Genomic DNA, 21,004 nt, shown 5'->3' with positions numbered 1-21,004 from the left:
CTCTCCTTATTCTTCGCGAACCGCGGCTGCCGCAACGGCGGCGACCGGCTGAGTGAGCTTCGCGGGGAGTTTGAATTCGACCTTTTCCTCGCGGCCGTTCATCGTCGTGACTTCGACGTGTCCGAACGCGCGCAGGGCATCGATCACATGTTTGACCATTTCCTCGGGCGCCGAAGCGCCCGCGGTGATGCCGACCGTTTGCACGTCGGCAAACCATTCCGGCTTGATCTCCGAACCGTCCGCGACGAGATAGCTCGGAACGCCGCTCTCGGCGCCGATTTCCCGCAGGCGGTTCGAATTGGAACTGTTGGTGGCGCCGACCACGAGCAGCACATCGACTTGCGTGCTCAGCTCGCGCACGGCGGCCTGGCGATTCTGAGTCGCGTAGCAGATGTCGCGCGTGTCCGGGCCGACGATATCCGTGAAGCGGCGCTGCAGGGCATCGATGATGCCGCGCGTGTCGTCCACGGAAAGCGTCGTCTGCGTGACATAGGCGACGGGCGTATCGGGCGCGAGCGTCATTGTCGCGACTTCGGCTTCGCTCTGCACCAGCACGACGACGCCGGGAATCTGCCCGATCGTGCCTTCGACTTCCGGATGACCCGCATGGCCGATCAGAATGAGCGTGCGCCCCTGCGATACATACTGGCGGCCCTGCACATGAACCTTGGTGACGAGCGGGCAGGTCGCGTCGAGCACGTCGAGCCCGCGCGTCCGCGCATCTTTCTCGACGCTCTGCGCGACGCCGTGCGCGCTGAAAATCGCGACCGCGCCGTGCGGCACTTCATCGAGTTCTTCGACGAACTTTGCGCCCTTGCTGCGCAGGTTGTCGACCACATGACGGTTATGAACGATCTCGTGACGCACATAAACCGGTGCGCCATGCCGTTCGAGGGCCCGATCGACGATTTCGATCGCACGGACCACGCCCGCACAAAAGCCGCGGGGTTGAGCAAGGATGATACGCATATTCGAACGAACTCCGACTGGCGCGGGTCTCGGGTTAGCCGGCGCGAAGCTCGCACTTTCCCGAAGACCTGGCCACGAACGACGCTCGGAAGCGTCAGGAAGGCCGGGGAAAGCAGACCGGAAAAAAAGACACGGTGGGATCGGTCTGCGCGCCGAAGTTGACCGCGTATTCTAACGCGTTCCCTTTTTGGGTGCTCAATGCCCGCTTCACTTCGCGACGCGCTTCGGCACACGCAAATACGGCGATTTTGAGAACCCAGTAAACTGTCGGACGCTTCGGACCGCATGGCGGCGAGATCCGCGCCACGCGCCCTTGCCGCGCGGCCTCGCGGACCGGCTCGCCGCGCTGTTTCCCCGGTGTATTTTTCGCGCAACGCCGGGTCCATCGCGCGCATCGGCTGCGCCACTGTTTTCAAGCTAATCGTTTACTCATGCTATTGATCGCCTGGCTGTCTTTCTTGATCTGGATCGTGCTGCTGTTCGCCCGCGGCGGATTCTGGCGCGCGCAACCCGCGCCGGCGCTATCCGATACGACGATCCACGCTGTCGGCAACGCCGAGATCGCGCGCCGCGGCGCATGGCCCGCGCTCGTCGCCGTCGTGCCTGCGCGCAACGAAGCCGACGTCATCGGCCGCGCGGTCGGCTCGCTGCTCAAGCAGGACTATGCGGGCGCGTTCCATGTGATCGTCGTCGATGACCACAGCACCGACGGCACCGCGAACGTCGCGCTCGCCGCCGCCCGCGATCTCGGCCTCGAAGACCGTCTGACGATCCTGACCGCGCAGCCGCTGCCGCCGGGCTGGTCGGGCAAGGTGTGGGCGCAGTCGCAGGGCATCGGCGCGATCGACAAGCTCGGCCTGCCGGCGGAATTCCTGCTGCTCACGGACGCGGACATCCACCATCCGGCCGATGCCGCCACGCAACTCGTCGCGCGCACGATTCTCGAAGACCGCGATCTGGTCTCGCTGATGGTCCGTCTGCGCTGCGATTCCCTTTGGGAAAAGGCGCTGATTCCGGCGTTCGTCTTCTTCTTCGCGAAGCTTTATCCGTTCGAATGGGTCAACGACGCGAAGAAGGCGACCGCCGGCGCGGCAGGCGGCTGCATGCTGGTGCGCCGTTCGGCGCTCGTGGAGGCGGGCGGGATCGAATCCATCCGGCAGGAACTGATCGACGATTGCAGTCTCGCCGCGCGCATCAAGCATCGCGCGGGCCGCAACGACGCGCGCCCGATCCGCCTCGATCTCGCCGAGCACAGCGTGTCGCTGCGTCCGTACGATAGCTGGCGGGACATCTGGAACATGATCGCGCGCACGGCGTTCACGCAATTGCGCTATTCGCCTCTGCTGCTTGCCGGCACCGTGCTCGGCATGGCGGTGATCTATCTCGCGCCGCCGGTGCTCGCGCTGGCATACGGCGCGAGCGCGTGGCCCGCATGCGCCGCGTGGGCGCTGATGTGCATCGCCTATGGTCCGATGCTGCGCTACTACCGCAGATCGCTGTTGTGGGCGCCGCTCCTGCCGCTCGTCGCGTTGTTCTACGTCAGCGCGACGATCGGCTCGGCCGTGCGGTACTGGAGCGGGAAGGGCGGGCAATGGAAGGCGCGCGTGCAGGCGCCGACGCAGGAAGGTTCGTAAACGCGGCTTCTCACTTCTTCGTCAACATGGCATACAGCTCGATGACCATGTTCGGCGAGAACGTGAACGGCACCCAGCCGTGCCCGGCGTGGCGCAAGACCAGCAGGCGGTCGCCGTTCGCGTATTTCTGCGTCGCCATCACGGGATTCTTCGTGGCGGCGAAGCGCCATCCCGGTGCAATGCCCGCAGGCTGATCCGGCGACATCGACGCGCGCACGTTCGACAATTCCTCGATCAGTTCCGACACACCTTCCGGGCTCAGCTTCACCGTCTTGCCCGCGATCGTCATTTCGACCGCATCGCGCTCCGGGCGCGACACGACGAGCGTCGGGGGCTCGTTCAGCGCGGGCGGTTCGGCGGGCGCGTCGGCATCGACCGGTTCGCGCACATCGCGCAAAGCGGGCGGTTCGTCCGATACGGCGGGCGGAGCGGCAGGCGAGCCGGCGGATGAGCGCGCAGATGCGGCAGCGGTCTGAAGGAGCGTATCGAGGCTCGACTCCAGCGCGCCGAGCTGGTCTTGTAGATTCATGCGAGTGTGTCTGTAACGTGCGTGCTAGCAGTGAGGCCCCGATTCTACCCGCTGGACTTCTCCGATACCGCCACACCTTGTAACGAAATGCACGCAACCGTGTGTCAGACGACGCGCTCGCCGAGGTTTTCGAGTTCGGTGCGCACGCGCGTCAGCACGTCGGTCCAGTCGCCGCGCTTCGTCTGCGTGAAGAGGCGCATGTCCGGATACCACGGCGTGTCGTCGCGATCGCGCAGCCACCGCCAGCAGCCCGCGAAGCGATTCAGCAGCCAGACGCGCTTGCCCATCGCGGCGGCGAGATGCGCGACCGACGTATCGACCGCGATCACGAGATCGAGTCCGTCGATGAGCGCGGCCGTGTCCGCGAAGTCGCCGACGCGGTCCATCCAGTCGGCGATCTGGCCGGCGAACGCGGGCGGCAGTTGCTTGTCGGCGTGCTCGGCCTTTTGCAGGCTGATCCATCGCACGCCGCGATACGAGAGCAGCGGCGCGAGCGTTTCCGGCGCGATGCTGCGCCGTTTGTCGCCGCGCGAATGCGTGTGGCCGCCCGCCCAGACGAGACCGACCGCCGGCATCGAGCGCTCGCCGATTCGTTCCGCCCAGAAACGCGCGCGTTGGGGATCGGCGCGCAGATAGGGCGTCGGCGCGGGAATATTGCCGATGCGCGTGCCGAAACACATCGGCAAGGACATCAGCGGGCAATGGTGCGTCCACACGGACAGATCGACGGCGTCTCCGTCGACGAGAACGATGTTCGGCCAGCGCGCGCACAGCGATTCTTCGAAGAGCCGCCGCAGCGGCGCCGGACAGACATAGCCGACGCGCGCGAAGCGTTCCAGCGCCATCGGCAGGTAGCGGCAGAATTGCAGCGCATCGCCGAAGCCTTGTTCGTGCAGCACGAGCAGGCTCGCGCCGGCGGGAAGCGGGCCGCCGCGCCAGAGCGGAATCGGCAACTCGGGCGCGCGTGCGCCGAGCGTCTGACCGTCCGTCTGAAAGCTTGCCCAACGGTGCTCGAAATGCGGCCACGCTTCGTCGTAGCGTCCCGCCGCGAGCAGCGCATGGCCGAGATTGCTGTGCGCTTCGAGGTTGTCCGGATCGAGCGCGATGGCGGCTTTCGTATGCTCGATTGCCGTGTCGAGATCGCCCAGACGGTTGAGTACCGCGCCCAGATTGTTATGCGATGCCGCGTGATCCGGCCGATGCCCGAGCGCTCGCCGATAACTCTGCGCCGCCGCTTCCATCTGCTCGTCGAGTTGCAGCGCAAGTCCGAGGTTGAACCAAAGCAGGGCGATGTCGCCGTAATCCGGAAAGCGCTCATCGGCGATGCGCAGTCCGAGGCGCGCGCTTTGCGCCGCGGCCGGGAAGTCGCGCAGGTGCAGCTGCGTCACGCAAAGCGAGTTGCAAAAGCCCGGATGCGCGGAAAGTTCGATGGCGCGTGCGAGCCACGTTCGCGCGTCTTCCGGCTTGCGCAGCACCAGCGCGATCAGGCCGCGCAGATGAAGCGCATCGGCGTTGCGCGGATTCTCGGCGATGGCTTCATCGGCCAATTCGACGGCGATGCCAAACGCGTGCTCCGCATAAGCTCGACTGGCGCGCTGGATGAGATCGTTCTGCATGAGGTTTCCTGTCGGGGCGGACAGTGTATGCAGAGGCGAACCGGCGTCTGTAAAGATCGTTGGATGCGGCGCGCGCAAAAAAAAAAACCGGCATGCCCGAAGGCGATGCCGGTTTCATCACCGAAGCGCGAAAGAACGCGCTCCAGCCCAACTTACTTCGCGCGCACCTGTTCGAGCGCGGCATTGAACGTCTTGCTCGGACGCATCACGGCTTCGAGCTTCTTCTCGTCCGGCTTGTAGTAGCCGCCGATATCCACCGCATTGCCCTGCACGGCGGCGAGTTCATCGACGATCTTCTGCTCGTTCTCGGCCAGCGTCTTTGCGAGCGGCGCGAACTGCTCGGCGAGCGCCTTGTCTTCCGACTGCGACGCGAGTTCCTGCGCCCAGTACATCGCGAGATAGAACTGGCTGCCGCGATTGTCGAGCTGGCCGGTCTTCGGCGACGGGCTCTTGTTGTTGTCGAGCAGCTTGCCGGTGGCCGAATCGAGCGCCTTCGCGACGAGCTTCGCACGCGCGTTGTCGTTCTTGATGCCGAGCTCTTCCAGCGACACCGCCAGCGCGAGGAATTCGCCGAGCGAGTCCCAGCGCAGATGGTTTTCCTGCACGAGCTGCTGAACATGCTTCGGCGCCGAGCCGCCCGCGCCCGTTTCGTACAGGCCGCCGCCCGCCATCAGCGGAACGATGGAAAGCATCTTCGCGCTCGTGCCGAGTTCCATGATCGGGAACAGGTCGGTGAGGTAGTCGCGCAGGATGTTGCCCGTGACCGAGATCGTGTCCATGCCGCGGATCACGCGTTCGAGCGTGTAACGCATCGCGCGCACTTGCGACATGATCTGGATGTCGAGGCCGGTCGTGTCGTAATCCTTCAGGTACGTCTCGACCTTCTTGATGAGTTCGGCTTCGTGCGGACGATACGGGTCGAGCCAGAACACGGCCGGCGTGCCCGAGTTCTTCACGCGCGTGACGGCGAGCTTCACCCAGTCGCGGATCGGCGCGTCCTTCACGAGGCACATGCGCCAGATGTCGCCCTTCTCGACTTCCTGCGTCAGCCCTTCGAGGACTTCGCCCGTCGCGTTGTCGACGATGCGCGCCGTGCCGTCTTCCGCGATCTCGAACGTCTTGTCGTGCGAGCCGTACTCTTCCGCCTTTTGCGCCATCAGGCCGACGTTCGGCACCGTGCCCATCGTCTTCGGATCGAACGCGCCGTTGGTCTTGCAGAAGTTGATGATTTCCTGATAGATGCGCGCGAACGTGCTTTCCGGAATCAGGCACTTCGTGTCTTGCGGACGGCCGTCGGCGCCCCACATCTTGCCGCCCGCGCGGATCATCGCGGGCATGGATGCGTCGACGATCACGTCGTTCGGCGCGTGCAGGTTCGAGATGCCCTTGGCCGAATCGACCATGGCGAGCGCCGGGCGCTTCTCGTGGCACGCGTGCATGTCGCGGATGACTTCATCGCGTTGCGATTCCGGCAGTGCTTCGATCTTCGTGTACAGATCGACGAGACCGTTGTTCACGTTGATGCCGAGTTCTTCGAAGAGCTTGCCGTGCTTGGCGAACGCGTCCTTGTAGAACACCTTCACGGCGTGGCCGAAGACGATCGGGTGCGAGACCTTCATCATGGTCGCCTTGACGTGCAGCGACAGCATGACGCCCGTGTCGAACGCATCCTGCATCTGGTCTTCGTAGAACTCGACGAGCGCCTTCTTGCTCATGAACATGCTGTCGACGATCTCGCCTTCCTGCAGCTTGACCTTCGGCTTCAGCACGATGGTTTCGCCGCGCTTCGTCACGAGTTCCATGCGCACTTCGCGGGCTTTATCGTTCGTGACGGACTTTTCGCCGTGATAGAAGTCGCCGTGTTTCATGTGCGCGACGTGCGTGCGCGACGCCATGCTCCACTCGCCCATGCTGTGCGGATGCTTCTTCGCGTAGTTCTTCACGGCGAGCGGCGCGCGGCGGTCCGAGTTGCCTTCGCGCAGCACCGGGTTCACGGCCGAGCCGAGGCACTTGCCATAGCGCGCGCGGATGGCCTTTTCTTCGTCGTTCTTCGGCTCTTCGGGATAGTCGGGCAGCTTGTAGCCCTTGCTTTGCAGTTCCTTGATCGCGCTCGTCAGCTGATGCAGCGACGCGCTGATGTTCGGCAGCTTGATGATGTTGGTGTCGGCGTCCTGCGTGAGTTCGCCGAGCTTCGCGAGGTTGTCGGGGACCTTTTGCTCGTCGGTCAGGAATTCGGGGAATTCGCCGAGGATGCGGGCCGCGACGGAGATGTCGCTCGTCTCGACGTTGACGCCCGCCGGCGCGGTGAAGGCACGGATGATCGGCAGAAAGGCGCTGGTCGCGAGCAGCGGAGCTTCGTCGGTCAGGGTGTAGATGATGGTGGGTTGCTGATTACTCATCGCTTGTCTCGACATCCGAAAACAGGTTGGAAAAAACCGCCGGCCTCGTCACCCCTCCGGCAACAAACCGCTATTCTGCCTGATTTTGCAGGGCGCGCGTGTGAATTTCGGCTTGCGAAATTGGCCAAAACGGGCGTTTTTCTTGCGAATTCAACGACTTAATTTTTTTCGAGTCTTATACAAGAGTTGCTGTCTTCCGGCCGCGTCGCGATGGCCGGAACGTTTCACGAAATGATTTGGCGCTTCATCCAGCGAGATACCCGTTCTCCCGGAACCAGTCCAGCGCGTCCTTCAGACCTTGCGCGTACGGCCGCGCGGCGTAGCCCAGCTCGCGTTCCGCCTTCGCCGACGTGAAGTACATCTTGTTCTTCGACATGCGCAGCGCGTCGACGGTCACGAACGGCTCCTTTCCGCTCACTTTCGCGAACAGTTCCGCGCCGATCGCGAGCGGATAAAGCGGCCCGCGCGGCAGCTTGATGGTCGGCGGCTTGCGCCCGACGAATCCGGCGATGTCCGCCAACATCTGCTGCAAGGGCAGATTCTCGCCGCCCAGGATATATCGCTCGCCGATCTTGCCGCGTTCGAGCGCGAGAAAGTGCCCGTTCGCGACATCGTCGACGTGCACGAGATTAAGGCCCGTATCGACGAACGCGGGGATCTTGCCCGTCGCCGCTTCGACGATGATGCGCCCGGTCGGTGTCGGGCGCACGTCGCGCGGGCCGATCGGCGTCGACGGATTCACGATCACCGCCGGCAGCGCGTTCTGCGCGACCATGCGCTCGACCGCGCGCTCCGCGAGCACCTTGCTGCGCTTGTATGCGCCGATGGTGCTCTGCGCATCCGACGGCTTCGTCTCGTCGACGATCGCGCCCGAGCTCGTCACCTTGAGCGTCGCGACGCTGCTGGTATAAACGATGCGCTCGACACCTTCGGACAGCGCCGCGCGCATCGTCGCTTCGGTGCCTTCGAGATTCGCGCGTTCGATTTCGGCCGGATCCGGCGCCCAGATGCGGTAATCGGCGGCGACGTGAAACAGGAAGCGGCAGCCCCTGAGCGCGGCGTGCATGGACGCTTCGTCGCGCATGTCGCCGACGACGATCTCCGCGTCCAGCGATTCGACGTTCTTGCGCGGGCTGGTCTTGCGCACGAGCACGCGCACGTCGAAACCGCGTTCGATGGCGAGCCGCGCGACCGCGGAACCGACGAACCCCGAAGCACCCGTGACGAGCACGCGAGAGCCGGAAAAATCAGTCATTCTTACCTCGTTGAAAACGTCCGTGCGGCCTCGATTGTAACGATTGCCGCGCCGAAAAAAGGCTGCAAAGCCCGATGTGACAAGGGCTTGCGGCTCATGCTATGGTCCTCGCCTGCCGCGGCCGCGAGGACCGCGCAAAACATGGACACAACCGGTAAGCGATGCCTCAAGACACTCGAAACCTAAGCGCCTGGATTTACCTCGCAATCGCAATCACGCTCGCCGTGGTGTTCTGCATCGACGTGCTCACGCCGATCCGCATCGCGATCTGGGTGTTCTACGTGCTGCCCGTCGTGCTCTGCGTCTGGGCCGACCGCCCCGCCGTGCCGATCGTCACGGCGGGCGTCTCGACCGTGCTGACGCTCGCAGGATACGCACTCGCCGCCACCGATCCGAACACGAGCCGCGACGTGCTGCAGATCAACCGCGCAATGGGCATCGTCGTCATGCTCGCGCTCGCAGCGGTGGCGCATCTGTATATCAAATCGCGGCTCGCCGTACAACGCACGACCTGGCTGCAACAGGGCATCGTGCAACTCGCGCAGAAATTGCGCGGCGAGCAGTCTCCGGCTTCGATCGGCGTGAGCATCCTGCGTTCGATCATTCCGTACGTGAATGCAAAAGTCGGCGTCGTCTACGCGCTCGAAGGCGATGCGCTCGTGCGGGTCGCGTCGTGGGCGCTGCCGGACGATGCCAGCGCGCCAGCGAGGATACCGCGCGGCCAGGGACTCGTCGGACAGGCAGTCGAAGAGGCGCGCGTGCTCGAATTGCGCGACGCGTCCGCGCACTATCTGAAGGCCGGTTCGGCGCTGGGATCGGCGGCGGCGTCGCGCGTCGTGATCGCGCCGCTTCTCGCCGATGGCGACGTCGTGGGCGCGATCGAACTCGGCTTCGTCGGCAACGAAGGCCGTTTCGACGATACCCGCGCGCTGCTCGACATGGCCTCGGAACCGATCGGCATGGCGCTGCGTTCGTCGCGGTATCGCGCGCGTCTCGTCGAACTGCTCGAAGAAACGCAGCGCCAGAGCGAGGAATTGCAGGTCCAGCAGGAAGAGTTGCGCGTGTCGAACGAGGAACTGGAGGAGCGCGGCCGCGCGCTGCAGGATTCGCAGGCGCGTCTCGAACAGCAGCAGGCCGAGCTCGAACAGACCAACGTGCAGCTCGAAGAGCACACGCAACATCTGGAGCGGCAAAAGTCCGAGCTGATGCAGGCGCAGCAGGAACTGACCGCGAACGCGCTGGAAATGGAGCGCGCGAGCCAGTACAAGTCGGAGTTTCTCGCGAACATGTCGCACGAACTGCGCACGCCGCTCAACAGTTCGCTGATCCTCGCGAAACTCTTGCAGGACAACAAGCAAGGCAACCTGACCGAGGAACAGGTGCGCTTCGCCGCGACGATCCATTCGTCGAACAGCGATCTGCTTTCGCTCATCAACGACATTCTCGATTTGTCCAAGGTCGAGGCCGGACAGATGGACGTGCAGTTCGCGCACACATCCGTCGATGCGATCCTGCAGACGTTGCAGCAATCGTTCGCGCCCATCGCGGCGAACAAGGGCGTCGAATTCGTCACCGCGCACGGCGAGAACGTGCCGCAATACTTCGTCACCGACAGCCAGCGGCTCTTGCAGGTGCTGCGCAATCTGCTGTCGAACGCATTCAAGTTCACCGAGCGCGGCCGCGTGACGGTCGCGGTCGAGCGCGCCGGCGACAACGCGCTGCGTTTCGATGTGCGCGACACGGGCATCGGCATCGCGCGCGACAAGCAAGAGATGATCTTCCAGGCGTTCCAGCAAGCCGACGGCACCACGAGCCGCAAATACGGCGGCAGCGGCCTCGGATTGTCGATTTCGCGCGAGTTTTCGCGACTGCTCGGCGGATCGGTGTCCGTGTCGAGCGAACTTGGGCAGGGCAGCGTGTTTTCGGTGACGCTGCCGATCGCGGCGCACGAAGGCACCGTCACCGCGAAGCTCGATACGATCGGTCACATGCGGGAAGCGCAGCCCATGGCCGCGCCCGCGCCCGCGCCTGCGCCAGCGCCTGCGCCTGCGCCGGTACAGCCGATGCCGGCGCCCATGGTCAGTCCGGAGCCGCTCGGCATCGCCGACGACCGCGCCGACCGCAAGCGTCCGGATCGCGTGATTCTCGTCATCGAGGACGATCAGCCGTTCGCGCGCATCCTCTACGATCTCGCGCACGAACTCGATTTCGACTGCGTGCACGCGGCGACCGCCACGCAAGGCGTCGAGCTCGCGCGTTCGCTGCAGCCGAACGGCATTCTGCTCGATATCGGTCTGCCGGATCAGTCGGGCCTCACCGTGCTCGAATGGCTCAAGCACGATCCGCTCACGCGTCACATTCCGATTCACATCGTCTCCGCGACCGATCACGCCGATGTCGCGCTGCATCTCGGCGCGATCGGCTACACGCTGAAGCCGAGCGCGCGCGAAGAACTGGCGCACGCGATCCGCAAGCTCGAAGCGCGCTCGTCGCAGGGCATGCGCCGCGTGCTCGTCGTCGAGGACGATCCGGCGTTGCGTCAGAGCATTCACGCGCTGCTCGCGAGCGACACGGTGGGCATCGTCGAGGCAGGATCGATCGCGGAGGCCATCGAGGAGATGCAGCGCGTGCCGTTCGATTGCGTCGTGATGGATCTCGCGCTGCCCGACGGCTCCGGTTACGAACTGCTCGAACTCGTGTCGACGAGCGGCGGGCACGCGTCGCCGCCGGTCATCGTCTATACGGGACGCCTGCTGTCGCAGGAAGAAGAGCAGCGCCTGCGCCGCTATTCGAAATCGATCATCATCAAGGGAGCGAAATCGCCGGAGCGTCTGCTCGACGAAGTGACGCTGTTCCTGCATAGCGTGGAAAGCGCGCTGCCGCCGGAGCAGCAGCGCATGCTGCGCGCGGCGCGTCAGCGCGACGACGTGTTCGAAGGCCGCACGATCCTGCTCGCCGAAGACGACGTGCGCAACATCTTCGCGCTGTCGCGCGTGATCGAGCCGCTCGGCGCCACGCTCGAAATCGCGCGCAACGGACGCGAAGCGCTCGAAGCGCTCGCGCGCCGCAGCGATATCGACCTCGTGCTGATGGACATCATGATGCCCGAAATGGACGGCCTGACCGCGATGACCGAAATCCGCAAGCGCACGGAGCACGCGCGTCTGCCGATCATCGCGCTGACGGCGAAAGCGATGCCGAGCGATCGCGAGAAATGTCTCGAGGCAGGTGCGGACGATTACATATCGAAACCCATCGACGTGGATAAGCTCGTGTCTTTATGTCGGGTTTGGTTGCGGCAGCGATGAACATGGCGAACGACGGCAGTCACGACGAAGAAGCGACGTTCGACATCGAACTGAAGCTGATTCTGGAAGCGATCTACCTGCGCTATCAGCACGACTTCCGGCATTACTCGATGAGTTCGCTGAGAAGACGCCTCGCGCAAGCCGTGAACGATCTCGGCCTGCCGACGCTCTCGCATTTGCAGGAGCGCATTCTGCGCGATCCGGCGCTGTTCGCGCGGCTGTTCCAGTACCTCACGGTGCAGGTGAGCGAGATGTTCCGCGATCCGCACTACTTTCGCGCGATTCGCGAGCAGGTCGTGCCGATTCTGCAGACGTATCCGTCGATCAAGGTCTGGGTCGCGGGATGCAGCACCGGCGAGGAATTGTGGTCGCTCGCCGTGCTCTTCGCCGAAGAGAAGATCGCGGATCGCACCGTGTTCTACGCGACCGACATCAACGCCGAAGCGCTGCGTCAGGCCGAGAGCGGCATCTATCCGCTGGAACGCATGGCGAGCTTCAGTCAGAACTATCTGGCGGCGGGCGGCAAGCGTTCGCTGTCGGACTACTATCACGCCGCGTACGGCGCGGCGAAGTTCTCGCAGACGCTCAAGTCGCGCGTCGTGTTCGCGGATCACAGTCTCGCGACCGACAGCGTGTTTCTCGAAGCGCATCTCGTGTCGTGCCGCAATGTGCTGATCTATTTCGATCGCGCGTTGCAGGATCGCGCGCTCGGTCTGTTCAGCGATTCGCTCGTGCGGCGCGGATTTCTCGGGCTCGGCAGCAAGGAAAGCCTGCGCTTTTCCACCTATGCAGACCGCTTCGCGGATTTCAATGCGCGCGAGCGGCTTTACCAGAAGGTGTGACGATGTTCGACGCGCATCGCATCGGAGCAGTCGTGATCGGCGCATCGGCGGGCGGCGTCGAGGCGCTCAGTCATCTGTTGCCCGCGCTGCCGAAGACGTTCGTGCTGCCCGTGCTGATCGTCGTGCATGTGCGGCAAGGACAGCCGAGCCTCTTGCCGGGATTGTTCGCGTCGCGCTGCGAACTGGCCGTCGAAGAGCCGTTCGACAAGGACGAGATCGCGCCCGGCACCGTGTATTTCGCGCCGCCGGGATATCACATGCTCGTCGAGGCGGAAGGCGGCGCGGCGCCGGCGATCGCGCTGTCGGTCGATCCGCCGGTGCGCTTCTCGCGGCCATCGGTGGACGTGCTGTTCGAATCGGCGGCGCATGCGTATGGCGAACGTCTGCTCGGCATCGTGCTCTCCGGCGCGAACGACGACGGCGCCCGCGGCGCGCGCGCGATCCGCGAGGCGGGCGGCGCGTGCTGGGCGCAGAACCCGGAGACGGCCTCGGCCCCGGCGATGCCGCTCGCGGCGATCGCTGAGGACGCGGTGAATGAAGTACTGACGCTCGATGAAATGGCGTTGCGGCTGTCGCAATGCATCGGCCGGCAGCCATGAAAAGAAGGCAAGGAGTCACCAGATGACGCAACCCATCCACGTGCTGATCGTCGATGACATTCGCAACAACATCACCGCGCTCGAAGCGTCGCTCGCGCGGCCGGATCTGTCGGTGCTGAAGGCCGAGTCGGGCCCCGCCGCGCTGGAGCTGCTGCTCAAGCACGAAGTCGCGCTCGCGATCCTCGACGTCAACATGCCGGGCATGGACGGCTTCGAGCTCGCCGAACTGATGCGCGGCAGCCCGCGCACCGCGCACGTGCCGATCATCTTTCTCACGGCGACGGCGCAGGACGCGAGCCGCACGTTTCGCGGCTATGAAGCGGGCGCGGTGGATTTTCTCTACAAGCCCTTCGATTCGCGCATCCTCAATTCGAAGGTCGATGTCTTCATTCAGATGGAGCGTCAGAAGCAGCAACTCGCGACGCAGCTCGCGACCGTGCAGCAACTGCTCGATGCGAACGAAATGCTGATGGCCGTGCTCGGTCACGATCTGCGCACGCCGCTTTCCGCGGTCATCGCGTCGGCGGAATATCTCGCGCGTTTCGTGCAGGACGAGAACGTGGCGAACATCGGCACGCGCATCAAGTCGAGCGGCATGCGCATGGTGCGGATGGTGGATCAGTTGCTGAACCTTGCGCGTCTGCGTGGCGGGCGCGTGACGCTGCAGCCGCGCGCCGTCGAGTTGATGACGCTCGCGAAGAATATCGTCGATGAATACGAGGCGCGCGTCGGCAAGGGGCGCATCTTCGTGCTGCGTCAGGGCGACACGCTGTTGCAGGGCGACGGCGATCTGCTGTCGCAGGTGTTCTCGAATCTCATCGGCAACGCGCTGCAGCACGGCCACGAAGGCTCGGCGATTCAAGTGCGCCTCGACGGCAACGCCGAGGACATCACCATCGCGGTGCAAAACGCCGGCGAGATTCCCGCGGACGTTCTGCCGACGATCTTCGCGCCGTATCGATCGGGCCGGCGTCAGAACGAGTCGAGCGGCCTCGGGCTCGGGCTTTACATCACGCGTGAAATCGCGCAGATGCATGGCGGCGACGTATCCGTGCGCTCGACGTCCGAAACGGGCACGGTGTTCGAAGTGAGGTTGCCGCGCGTGCCGCATCCGCGCTCGGGCGAACACGCCGACATGGCGCAGCCCTTTCGCCTGAGTTGAAGCGCGTGTCTACAATGCGCCTATGAACACTGGAAAGGAGTGAGCGCGATGCCGGGCCCGGATCTGGATACGAGAATCGAAACCTATTACGTGCGTGTGCGCGGCGTCGTGCAGGGCGTCGGTTTCAGGCATCACACGGTGCGCAAGGCGCATGCGCTGGGCGTGCGCGGCTGGGTCGCCAATCTTGATGACGGCTCCGTCGAAGCGGTCGTGCAGGGCGCGGCCAATCAGGTCGATCTGATGCTCGAATGGCTGCGACGCGGGCCGCCGCATGCCCGCGTCACCGAGTTTCACAGCGAGGAGCGCCACATCGAGAAACGCTACGAGCGCTTCGAGCAGCACTAACGCGCGACCAGCAGGCTCTCCGCGAACTGCCATTCCTCGTCGCGCCACTGATGCGTGCATTCGAAGCCCGCATCGGCGGCGATGGGCGCGACTTCATCGGCCGCATATTTGTGGCTGCTTTCCGTCCAGATCGTTTCGCCTTCGCGGAAGTCCACGCGCAGATCCGCGCCGCGCACGCGTACGGAAAGCGCGCGCTTCGCACGCAAATGCATCTCGACGCTGCGCGCATCCGGATTGAAGCGCGCGACGTGCTCGAAGGCGTCGATCGGAAAGTCGCCGCCCAGTTCGCGATTGATGCGCGCGAGCATGTTCAGGTTGAACGCGGCCGTCACGCCGATCGGATCGTCGTACGCGGCGATCAACACCGGCAGCGGCTTGATGAGATCGGTGCCGAGCAGAAGCGCGTCGCCAGGCTGCAGCATGCCGCGAATCGAGCACAGGAACTTCGTCGCCGCAAGCCGCGCGAAATTGCCGATGGTGCTGCCGAGAAACAGCACGAGCAGTCTTTCGCCGTCCTTGCGCTTGGCGCTGACTTCGGAGAGTCCGGCGAGGTAGTCGCGTTCATGTCCGACAATCGACACGCGCTCGATATCGCTCAGTTCGCGCCGGCACAACTGCAATGCGGTGCGCGAAATTTCAATCGGATGATAGGCGGTCGGCTGCTTCTTACACAGCGCTTCCAGGATGCGGCGCGTCTTGCGGCCGCTGCCGCTGCCGAGTTCCGCGACCTGAATGTCGCCGGGCATCGCCGCGACGATATCCGTCGCGTGGTCCTTCAGCACGCGCTCTTCAGCGCGCGTCACGCCGTACTCGGGCAGCGCGGTGATCACTTCGAAGAGGGCCGAACCCACTTCGTCATACAGATACATCGACGGCAGTTCTTTCTGCGGACGCTTGCTGAGTCCTGTGTGCACAGCCTCTGCGAAGGCATTGTTGAAGCGGGGGGAAAGGGCAGCTTGAGTCATGACGTCTCCATCGATGCGGCGTTTTCTTCGCGTGCCACCGGGAAACGATGGCACGGCGCGTTGTTGCAGCGGATGCTTCGACGTGAGCGGCGGATGATCGCGCGGTGTGCCGCTCGGACTGAGGGACAGGCCGGCTGAACGCGCCGGACCGACAAGGGTCGCCGATCAACATGACCGGCAAAAGACAACCGCAAGAGACAATGTTCACGCGGCAGAGTTCATGCCGAATGCGAAGCATGAAGGAAGCAAAAAGCGGGCGCGCGCGGCAGTTTTCTTTGAAGCGCGTTCCGAAAACAAAGCGCTCGCGGCGTTTAGAATGCGCAGTTCACGTTGTGTCCGGCTTGCATTCACCTTCAACGCGCAGCGACTTCCCGATGAATCAGCATGACCTCGCGCGCGGCATCGCGCTGTCCGTCGCGGCTTCCGCGCTCTTCGCGCTCATGTCGGGCTACACGAAATGGCTCGCGCCGCTCGACGGCCTCGACATCTTCGCGTGGCGTATCGTGTGGACATTGCCGGGCGCGCTCGCGCTGGTCGCGGTGAGAAAGCGCTGGCCGCAATTATGCGCGCTCGTCGCGAGGCTCGCCAAAACGCCGCGACTGCTGCTGATGTTCGCGATCACGGCCGCGCTGCTCGGCCTGCAATTGTGGATCTTTCTCTGGGCGCCGCTGCACGGGCGCGCGCTCGAAGTATCGCTCGGCTATTTCCTGCTTCCCCTCGCGATGGTGCTGCTCGGACGCTTTCACTACGGCGAGCGGCTCGATGGATTCCAGTGGGCAGGCGTCGCGGCGGCGACCGTCGGCGTTGCGCATGAGCTCATCGCCACGCATGCGTTCGCATGGCCGACGCTCGTCGTGATGCTCGGTTATCCGCCGTACTTCATGTTGCGTCGACGGCTCAACGCGGACCCGCTCGTGTCGTTCGCGGTGGAGATCATGCTGATGTCGCCCGTCGCCGCGCTCATGCTGTTCGCGCGCGGCGCGTTCACGGAGGTCGCGGGCGCGCCGCATCTGTGGCTCGTGCTGCTTCCCGGACGCGGCGCATTGAGCACGATCGCGCTCGCGTCGTATCTGCGCGCGAGCCGTCATCTGCCGCTCGCGCTATTCGGCATTCTTGGCTATGTGGAACCGGTGCTGCTCGTCGGCGTGGCGGTGCTGCTGCTCGGCGAGCCGTTTTCAGCGCGCCAGCTCGGGACTTATGTGCCGATCTGGATCGCTGTCGTGCTGACGGGCGTGCATAGCGCGCGTCTTCTGATGCGCTCGCGCAAAAAGGTATCGCCGATGCCGATGAGCGAGCATCACGCGAGCGTCGAGCATGAAACCGTCGCGGATGAAATCGAGCGCGTGGATTGATCAGCGCGCCCCGTGCGTTTCGATGGGGGCGTCGTGCGGATCGCGCATGAGGTCGAGCCCGAACACGACGCCATCGAAACGCGTGCCGCGCTGATCCGAGAACATAGGCAAGTAAAAAGGCGAGCCCGAAGGCTCGCCTGAATCGAACGCACCGGTTTGTTGATATGCAATGCCCGATGCGCAATGCGAGGGACGCTCGCCTCCCTTACTTCTTCGCCGCGTCGACCTTCGCATCGGCGGCCGACTTGTTCGCGTCGTTTTGTGCTTCGACTTTTTCCTTGTCGGCCTTCGCTTGTGCCACGTTGGCATCCTTCGCTGCGTCCTGCTTTTTCTTGTCGGCCTTGCTTTGTGCAGCGTGCTTTTTCTTGTCGGCTTTCGCCTGTGCCTTGGCGGCATCACCGCGAGCGTCGGAAGCCTGTTCCGGCGTGGTCGCCTGCGCTACCTTCGCGGCTTCCTTGTTGGCGTCGGCTTGCGCCGATGCCTTGTCCTCGTTCGCCGATGCCTGCGCCTTGGCGGCGTCGTGCTGTGCTTCGGCCTTCTTCTTGTTGGCGCTCGCCTGCGCCTCGGCCTTTTCGTTGTTCGCCTTCAGTTGCGCTTTGCCGGCGTCGGTGGCGGCGGTTTGCGCGAATACGGTGGAGACCAGCATGGCGGATGCGAGAGCAGCGACGATCTTCTTCATGGTTTGAAACTCCCTTGATCTTTTATTCGAGGACGCGTGGCGCGCAGTGCGCCGCGCTGACGATGAAAACGCCGCGTGCTTCGATCCAGTTGACGTTCTTCTGGTGACAAACAGTAACCAGTGGCGAGCAAATGAAACGGCATGCGGTAAAAGCGGCGGGATTGCTTGGGCGCGAGCATCTGCATTACCGAACCGGCTGAAAAAGCTGTTACGTCGTAGCGAATTCGCTTCCATTTGTAACTGTGGTTTTAACGATTGGGAATCCGAACGAATCAGCCTATTTGTAATCGTTGAAATGCGCGGTTACCAAGTAATGCAGTTATTTCTTAGCTGTCTGCTTAAGATGACTTCCACGAACCCGGCCAAACGGGAAATGGAGAAGCTCATGAAACGCACAGCACTTGTCTTGTTGATGATCGGTAGTCTGACGATGGCGGGCGAAGCCTCGGCGCACGGACACGGCGGTGGCCGCGGCCACGGCGGCGATGGCGGTGCGATCGTCGGCGCGCTGATCGGCGGAGCGGTGCTCGGTGCGCTGGTCACATCGGTCGCCAATGCTCAACCGGCTTACGCGCAACCCGTCTATCAGCAACCCGCGTATGCGGAGCCCGCCTACGCACAGCCTGTTTATGCGCAGCCGACGCAGCCGCCTGGCTACTGCTACGACAACTATCGCAATGCGTACGTGCCGTGCGGCTACTGATCCTCTGATCGTCTGACGCGATGAGACTCGCGGCACGTGCCTTGCGCTAATGCGGACACGGTCGTTGCACGACATACGCGACGACCGATACGCAAACTCGGGAGACTTGCAATGAACGCGACTACGAAGAAGTTGGTGATTTCCGCGCTGGTACTCGGTTTATCGGGCGGCGTCTATGCGCAAGCGGGCGGCGGCGGTTCGATGGGCGCAGGCGGCAACGGTTCGGCCGGCGCAGGTTCAGCTGCGGGCGGCAAGGGCGGCGGCGTCGGTATGGGCGGAACGGGAATGGGCGGCTCGGCGGATGGCACGACCGGCACCGGCGCGAAGAGCGGCATGGGCAACGACGCGACCAACGGCATGAGCCAGGATCAGGGCACGGTGCAACGCAGTGCGCCGAACAACGGCAACATGAATTCGGGCGGCATGAAGTCCGACGGCAGTGGCACCAAAAAGGCTTATTGAAGCGAGGCCGGCGCGCAGTCGGGTGCGATCGCCGCGACGTCATCGGGACGTGTTGCGGCATCCGCCTGGCGGCGGCGCGCGAGATTAAAGCTTATTGAGCGCTCGCCGACGCCGCATCGACGGATGCGGCCGGTTCGAACGCCTTTGCGCGCACGCTGACCTTCTCGGCGTAGGCGCGCGAACCGCCGTAGCTTTTCAGCGCGGCATCGACATCGCCCTGAGCGGACTTCACATACCCGTGCAGGATGGCAGAGCCCGTCTCGATGTTGTCTTCCGGATCCGTCAGATCGACGTTGCGCACCAGTTTCTTGTGCGCCGACGGCACCACTTGCATGAGGCCCGTTGCATTGTTCGGCCCTCGGGCGGTTTCCTTGAAGCGCGATTCGATCGAGATGATGGCGAGCAAAAGCGCCGGAGGCAGCGAATATTTCGACGCGGACGACATGACCGCCGTAGCGATGGTTTCCGCCTTTTGGCGCGCCACGCCGAATTTGCGCGTGAGCATTTCCGAAATCTTGTGACTTGCCTGCTCGGCCTTCGGGTCTTGCGCGACGGCGGACTGCGCGACCGGATTGCTGGCGGCGAGCGGATTGTCCTGTGCGTGGGCGGCAGGCGCGCCGTTCAGCGAGAGGGCAAGGGCGGCAAAGATGACAAGTACACGACGCATCGGATGGACAGATCAAAGCGGAATCGCATTATAGCCACATAAAAAAGCCTTGTGGATCATGTACTTGTCTTAAATCTGATGTTTTGTTTCGCGGATCGGAAGGAATTACGTGCGTTCGGCACGCTTGGAAGCCGGCGCCGATATGCCTTCGCCCGCATCGTCCGAGAGACGCGCGAACATCGGAAGCGAGGCCAGGACGACCAGCGCCGTCACGATGAAACCGCACGCCAGTTGCCAGCGCTCGGTATGCGCGCTGCCGGAAACGAGCATCGTCGCCTGAATCGTGCCGGCGGCGACCGTCACGCCGACCGCCTTCATCAACTGTTGCGCGGTGCCCTGGAACGAGGTCGCGGCGGCGAGGCGCGGCTTGGGCACATCGGCGAAGGCGAGCGCGCCCATCGTCGCGAAACTCAGCGACCGGCCGAGTCCGCCGAGCAGCAGGAGCAGGAAGATCGCGGCGGCGGGCCAGGCCTGCGACATCGTCGAGCAGACGAGCAGCACGGCCGCGAACACGACGCTGCCCGCGCATAAAACCGTCCGCACGGAGAAGCGCCGCAGCGCGAGCGCCGTCATCGGGCGCATGCAGAACGAGCCGAGCGCGCTCGCGAACGTGACGAGGCCGCTCGCCGTCGCGCTGTAGCCGAAGCCCGTCTGTAGCGTCAGCGGCACGAGAAAGGGCAGCGCGCCCGCGCCGGCGCGAAACAGGCTGCCCGCGACCGTCGCGGCGTGGAACGTGGGGATCGAAAGCAACGAAAAGTCGATGGCCGGATTCGGCGCGCGCCGGCAATGCAGCACGGTCGCGCGAAAGAGCAGCAGGCCGACGGCGACGCAAATCCATGGCACGCCGGCCGGCAGCACGCCGCGCCCCGCGCTCTCGATGCCGATCATGAACAGACTCAGCGACGCGCCCGACATCAGCATGCCGCGCAGATCGGGCGGCGTGCGTTCTTCGGGCGGCGAAGGCGGCAATAACTTCCAGGTGAGAAAGAGACCGGCGACGCCGACCGGCACGTTGACCCAGAAGATGCTGCGCCACGAGAGCGCGTCGGTGAGAAAGCCGCCGAGCGGCGGGCCGAGCAACGGACCGACGAGCGCGGGCATCGTGAGCCATGTCGTCGCTTGCAGCAGTTCCTCGCGTTTGACGCCGCGAAACAGGATCAGACGGCCGACAGGCACCATCATCGCGCCGCCGAGGCCCTGCACAACGCGCGCGGCGAGCAGTTGCGGCAGGTTCATCGCCGCGGCGCACGCAACGGACGCGAGCGTGAACGTCGCGATCGCCCACATGAACACGCGGCGCGCGCCGAAACGGTCGGCGACCCAGCCGCTCGCGGGAATGAAGACGGTCAGCGCAACGAGATAGGCGGTGATCGCGCTGGACAGATGAACGGCGTCGACGTTCAGATCGCGGGCCATCGCCGGGATGGCGGTCGCGACGATCGTGCCGTCCATGTTTTGCATGAAGAGCGCCGAAGCGACGACGGCGGCGGTGATGCGGAAGTTGCCGCCTTTCACGAT

18 protein-coding genes are annotated in these 21,004 nt (G+C 64.2%); 9 read left to right on the top strand and 9 right to left on the bottom strand.

All coding sequences use genetic code 11. The features are described 5' to 3' along the window. Positions 1-6: 6 nt before the first annotated feature. The gene (ispH, locus tag NCR93_RS19805) at positions 7-969 is read right to left on the bottom strand and encodes a 4-hydroxy-3-methylbut-2-enyl diphosphate reductase (protein ID WP_008354283.1); all 963 of its coding nucleotides are present in this window, start codon (positions 967-969) and stop codon (positions 7-9) included. Between the two features lie 431 nt (positions 970-1,400). Between ispH and NCR93_RS19800 the strand changes: the two genes are divergently transcribed. Beyond that, positions 1,401-2,603, top strand: a complete 1,203-nt coding sequence (locus NCR93_RS19800; protein WP_008354285.1) for a glycosyltransferase — start codon at positions 1,401-1,403, stop codon at positions 2,601-2,603. Positions 2,604-2,613: 10 nt separating this feature from the next. On the opposite strand, the gene NCR93_RS19795 is transcribed toward NCR93_RS19800, so the two are convergent. From NCR93_RS19795 to hpnA, 4 genes are all read right to left on the bottom strand, one after another. Beyond that, positions 2,614-3,132: a hypothetical protein gene (locus NCR93_RS19795; RefSeq protein ID WP_008354286.1), complete on the bottom strand. Its 519-nt coding sequence runs from the start codon at positions 3,130-3,132 to the stop codon at positions 2,614-2,616. 104 nt (positions 3,133-3,236) lie between these two features. Continuing rightward, a complete protein-coding gene (locus NCR93_RS19790; protein WP_175982334.1) occupies positions 3,237-4,748 on the bottom strand; it encodes a tetratricopeptide repeat-containing glycosyltransferase family protein in 1,512 nt (503 codons plus the stop codon). Positions 4,749-4,900: 152 nt separating this feature from the next. Next, a complete protein-coding gene (locus NCR93_RS19785; RefSeq protein ID WP_175982333.1) occupies positions 4,901-7,147 on the bottom strand; it encodes an NADP-dependent isocitrate dehydrogenase in 2,247 nt (748 codons plus the stop codon). A 244-nt stretch (positions 7,148-7,391) separates the two neighbouring features. Next, entirely contained in the window at positions 7,392-8,402 is a 1,011-nt protein-coding gene (hpnA, locus tag NCR93_RS19780) for a hopanoid-associated sugar epimerase (RefSeq protein ID WP_175982332.1), read from the bottom strand. A gap of 161 nt (positions 8,403-8,563) precedes the next feature. On the opposite strand from hpnA, the gene NCR93_RS19775 reads away from it, so the two are divergent. Genes NCR93_RS19775 through NCR93_RS19755 form a run of 5 tightly spaced genes read left to right on the top strand, consistent with a single transcriptional unit; the run spans position 8,564 to position 14,658 of the window. Further along, positions 8,564-11,710 carry a response regulator gene (locus NCR93_RS19775; protein ID WP_241814289.1) on the top strand — a complete coding sequence of 1,049 codons (3,147 nt, stop codon included), beginning with the start codon at positions 8,564-8,566 and terminating at the stop codon, positions 11,708-11,710. Further along, positions 11,707-12,552, top strand: coding sequence for a CheR family methyltransferase (locus tag NCR93_RS19770; RefSeq protein WP_008354292.1), 846 nt, complete (start codon positions 11,707-11,709; stop codon positions 12,550-12,552). Before NCR93_RS19775 ends, NCR93_RS19770 begins: the two co-directional genes overlap by 4 nt. Positions 12,553-12,554: 2 nt before the next feature. Further along, positions 12,555-13,151, top strand: coding sequence for a chemotaxis protein CheB (locus NCR93_RS19765; protein ID WP_175982331.1), 597 nt, complete (start codon positions 12,555-12,557; stop codon positions 13,149-13,151). A gap of 22 nt (positions 13,152-13,173) precedes the next feature. Further along, the gene (locus NCR93_RS19760; RefSeq protein WP_175982330.1) at positions 13,174-14,313 is read left to right on the top strand and encodes a hybrid sensor histidine kinase/response regulator; all 1,140 of its coding nucleotides are present in this window, start codon (positions 13,174-13,176) and stop codon (positions 14,311-14,313) included. Between the two features lie 48 nt (positions 14,314-14,361). Continuing rightward, positions 14,362-14,658: an acylphosphatase gene (locus NCR93_RS19755; RefSeq protein WP_008354295.1), complete on the top strand. Its 297-nt coding sequence runs from the start codon at positions 14,362-14,364 to the stop codon at positions 14,656-14,658. On the opposite strand, the gene egtD is transcribed toward NCR93_RS19755, so the two are convergent. Continuing rightward, positions 14,655-15,623, bottom strand: coding sequence for an L-histidine N(alpha)-methyltransferase (egtD, locus tag NCR93_RS19750; protein ID WP_033535963.1), 969 nt, complete (start codon positions 15,621-15,623; stop codon positions 14,655-14,657). The genes NCR93_RS19755 and egtD overlap by 4 nt on opposite strands. Before the next feature lie 374 nt (positions 15,624-15,997). On the opposite strand from egtD, the gene rarD reads away from it, so the two are divergent. Next, positions 15,998-16,975 carry an EamA family transporter RarD gene (gene rarD, locus NCR93_RS19745; RefSeq protein WP_175982329.1) on the top strand — a complete coding sequence of 326 codons (978 nt, stop codon included), beginning with the start codon at positions 15,998-16,000 and terminating at the stop codon, positions 16,973-16,975. A 205-nt stretch (positions 16,976-17,180) separates the two neighbouring features. Here rarD and NCR93_RS19740 read toward each other — a convergent pair whose 3' ends face one another. Then, positions 17,181-17,888, bottom strand: a complete 708-nt coding sequence (locus NCR93_RS19740; protein ID WP_239295346.1) for a hypothetical protein — start codon at positions 17,886-17,888, stop codon at positions 17,181-17,183. 151 nt (positions 17,889-18,039) lie between these two features. On the opposite strand from NCR93_RS19740, the gene NCR93_RS19735 reads away from it, so the two are divergent. Next, the gene (locus NCR93_RS19735; RefSeq protein ID WP_175982328.1) at positions 18,040-18,357 is read left to right on the top strand and encodes a hypothetical protein; all 318 of its coding nucleotides are present in this window, start codon (positions 18,040-18,042) and stop codon (positions 18,355-18,357) included. A 111-nt stretch (positions 18,358-18,468) separates the two neighbouring features. Then, positions 18,469-18,819, top strand: a complete 351-nt coding sequence (locus NCR93_RS19730) for a hypothetical protein (RefSeq protein ID WP_175982327.1) — start codon at positions 18,469-18,471, stop codon at positions 18,817-18,819. Positions 18,820-18,910: 91 nt separating this feature from the next. Here the strand turns inward: NCR93_RS19730 and NCR93_RS19725 are convergent, their stop codons facing one another. Together NCR93_RS19725 and NCR93_RS19720 are read right to left on the bottom strand one after the other, a co-directional pair. Next, a complete protein-coding gene (locus NCR93_RS19725) occupies positions 18,911-19,486 on the bottom strand; it encodes a transglycosylase SLT domain-containing protein (RefSeq protein WP_008354302.1) in 576 nt (191 codons plus the stop codon). Between the two features lie 105 nt (positions 19,487-19,591). After that, positions 19,592-21,001, bottom strand: coding sequence for a DHA2 family efflux MFS transporter permease subunit (locus tag NCR93_RS19720; protein ID WP_033535971.1), 1,410 nt, complete (start codon positions 20,999-21,001; stop codon positions 19,592-19,594). Positions 21,002-21,004 lie beyond the last annotated feature (3 nt).

It is taken from the genome of Caballeronia sp. ATUFL_F1_KS39 (assembly GCF_023630985.1).
Taxonomy (GTDB): Bacteria; Pseudomonadota; Gammaproteobacteria; order Burkholderiales; family Burkholderiaceae; genus Caballeronia; species Caballeronia zhejiangensis.
Note: the sequence above shows the minus strand (reverse complement) of the source record. Positions and strands in the feature narration are given on the sequence as shown.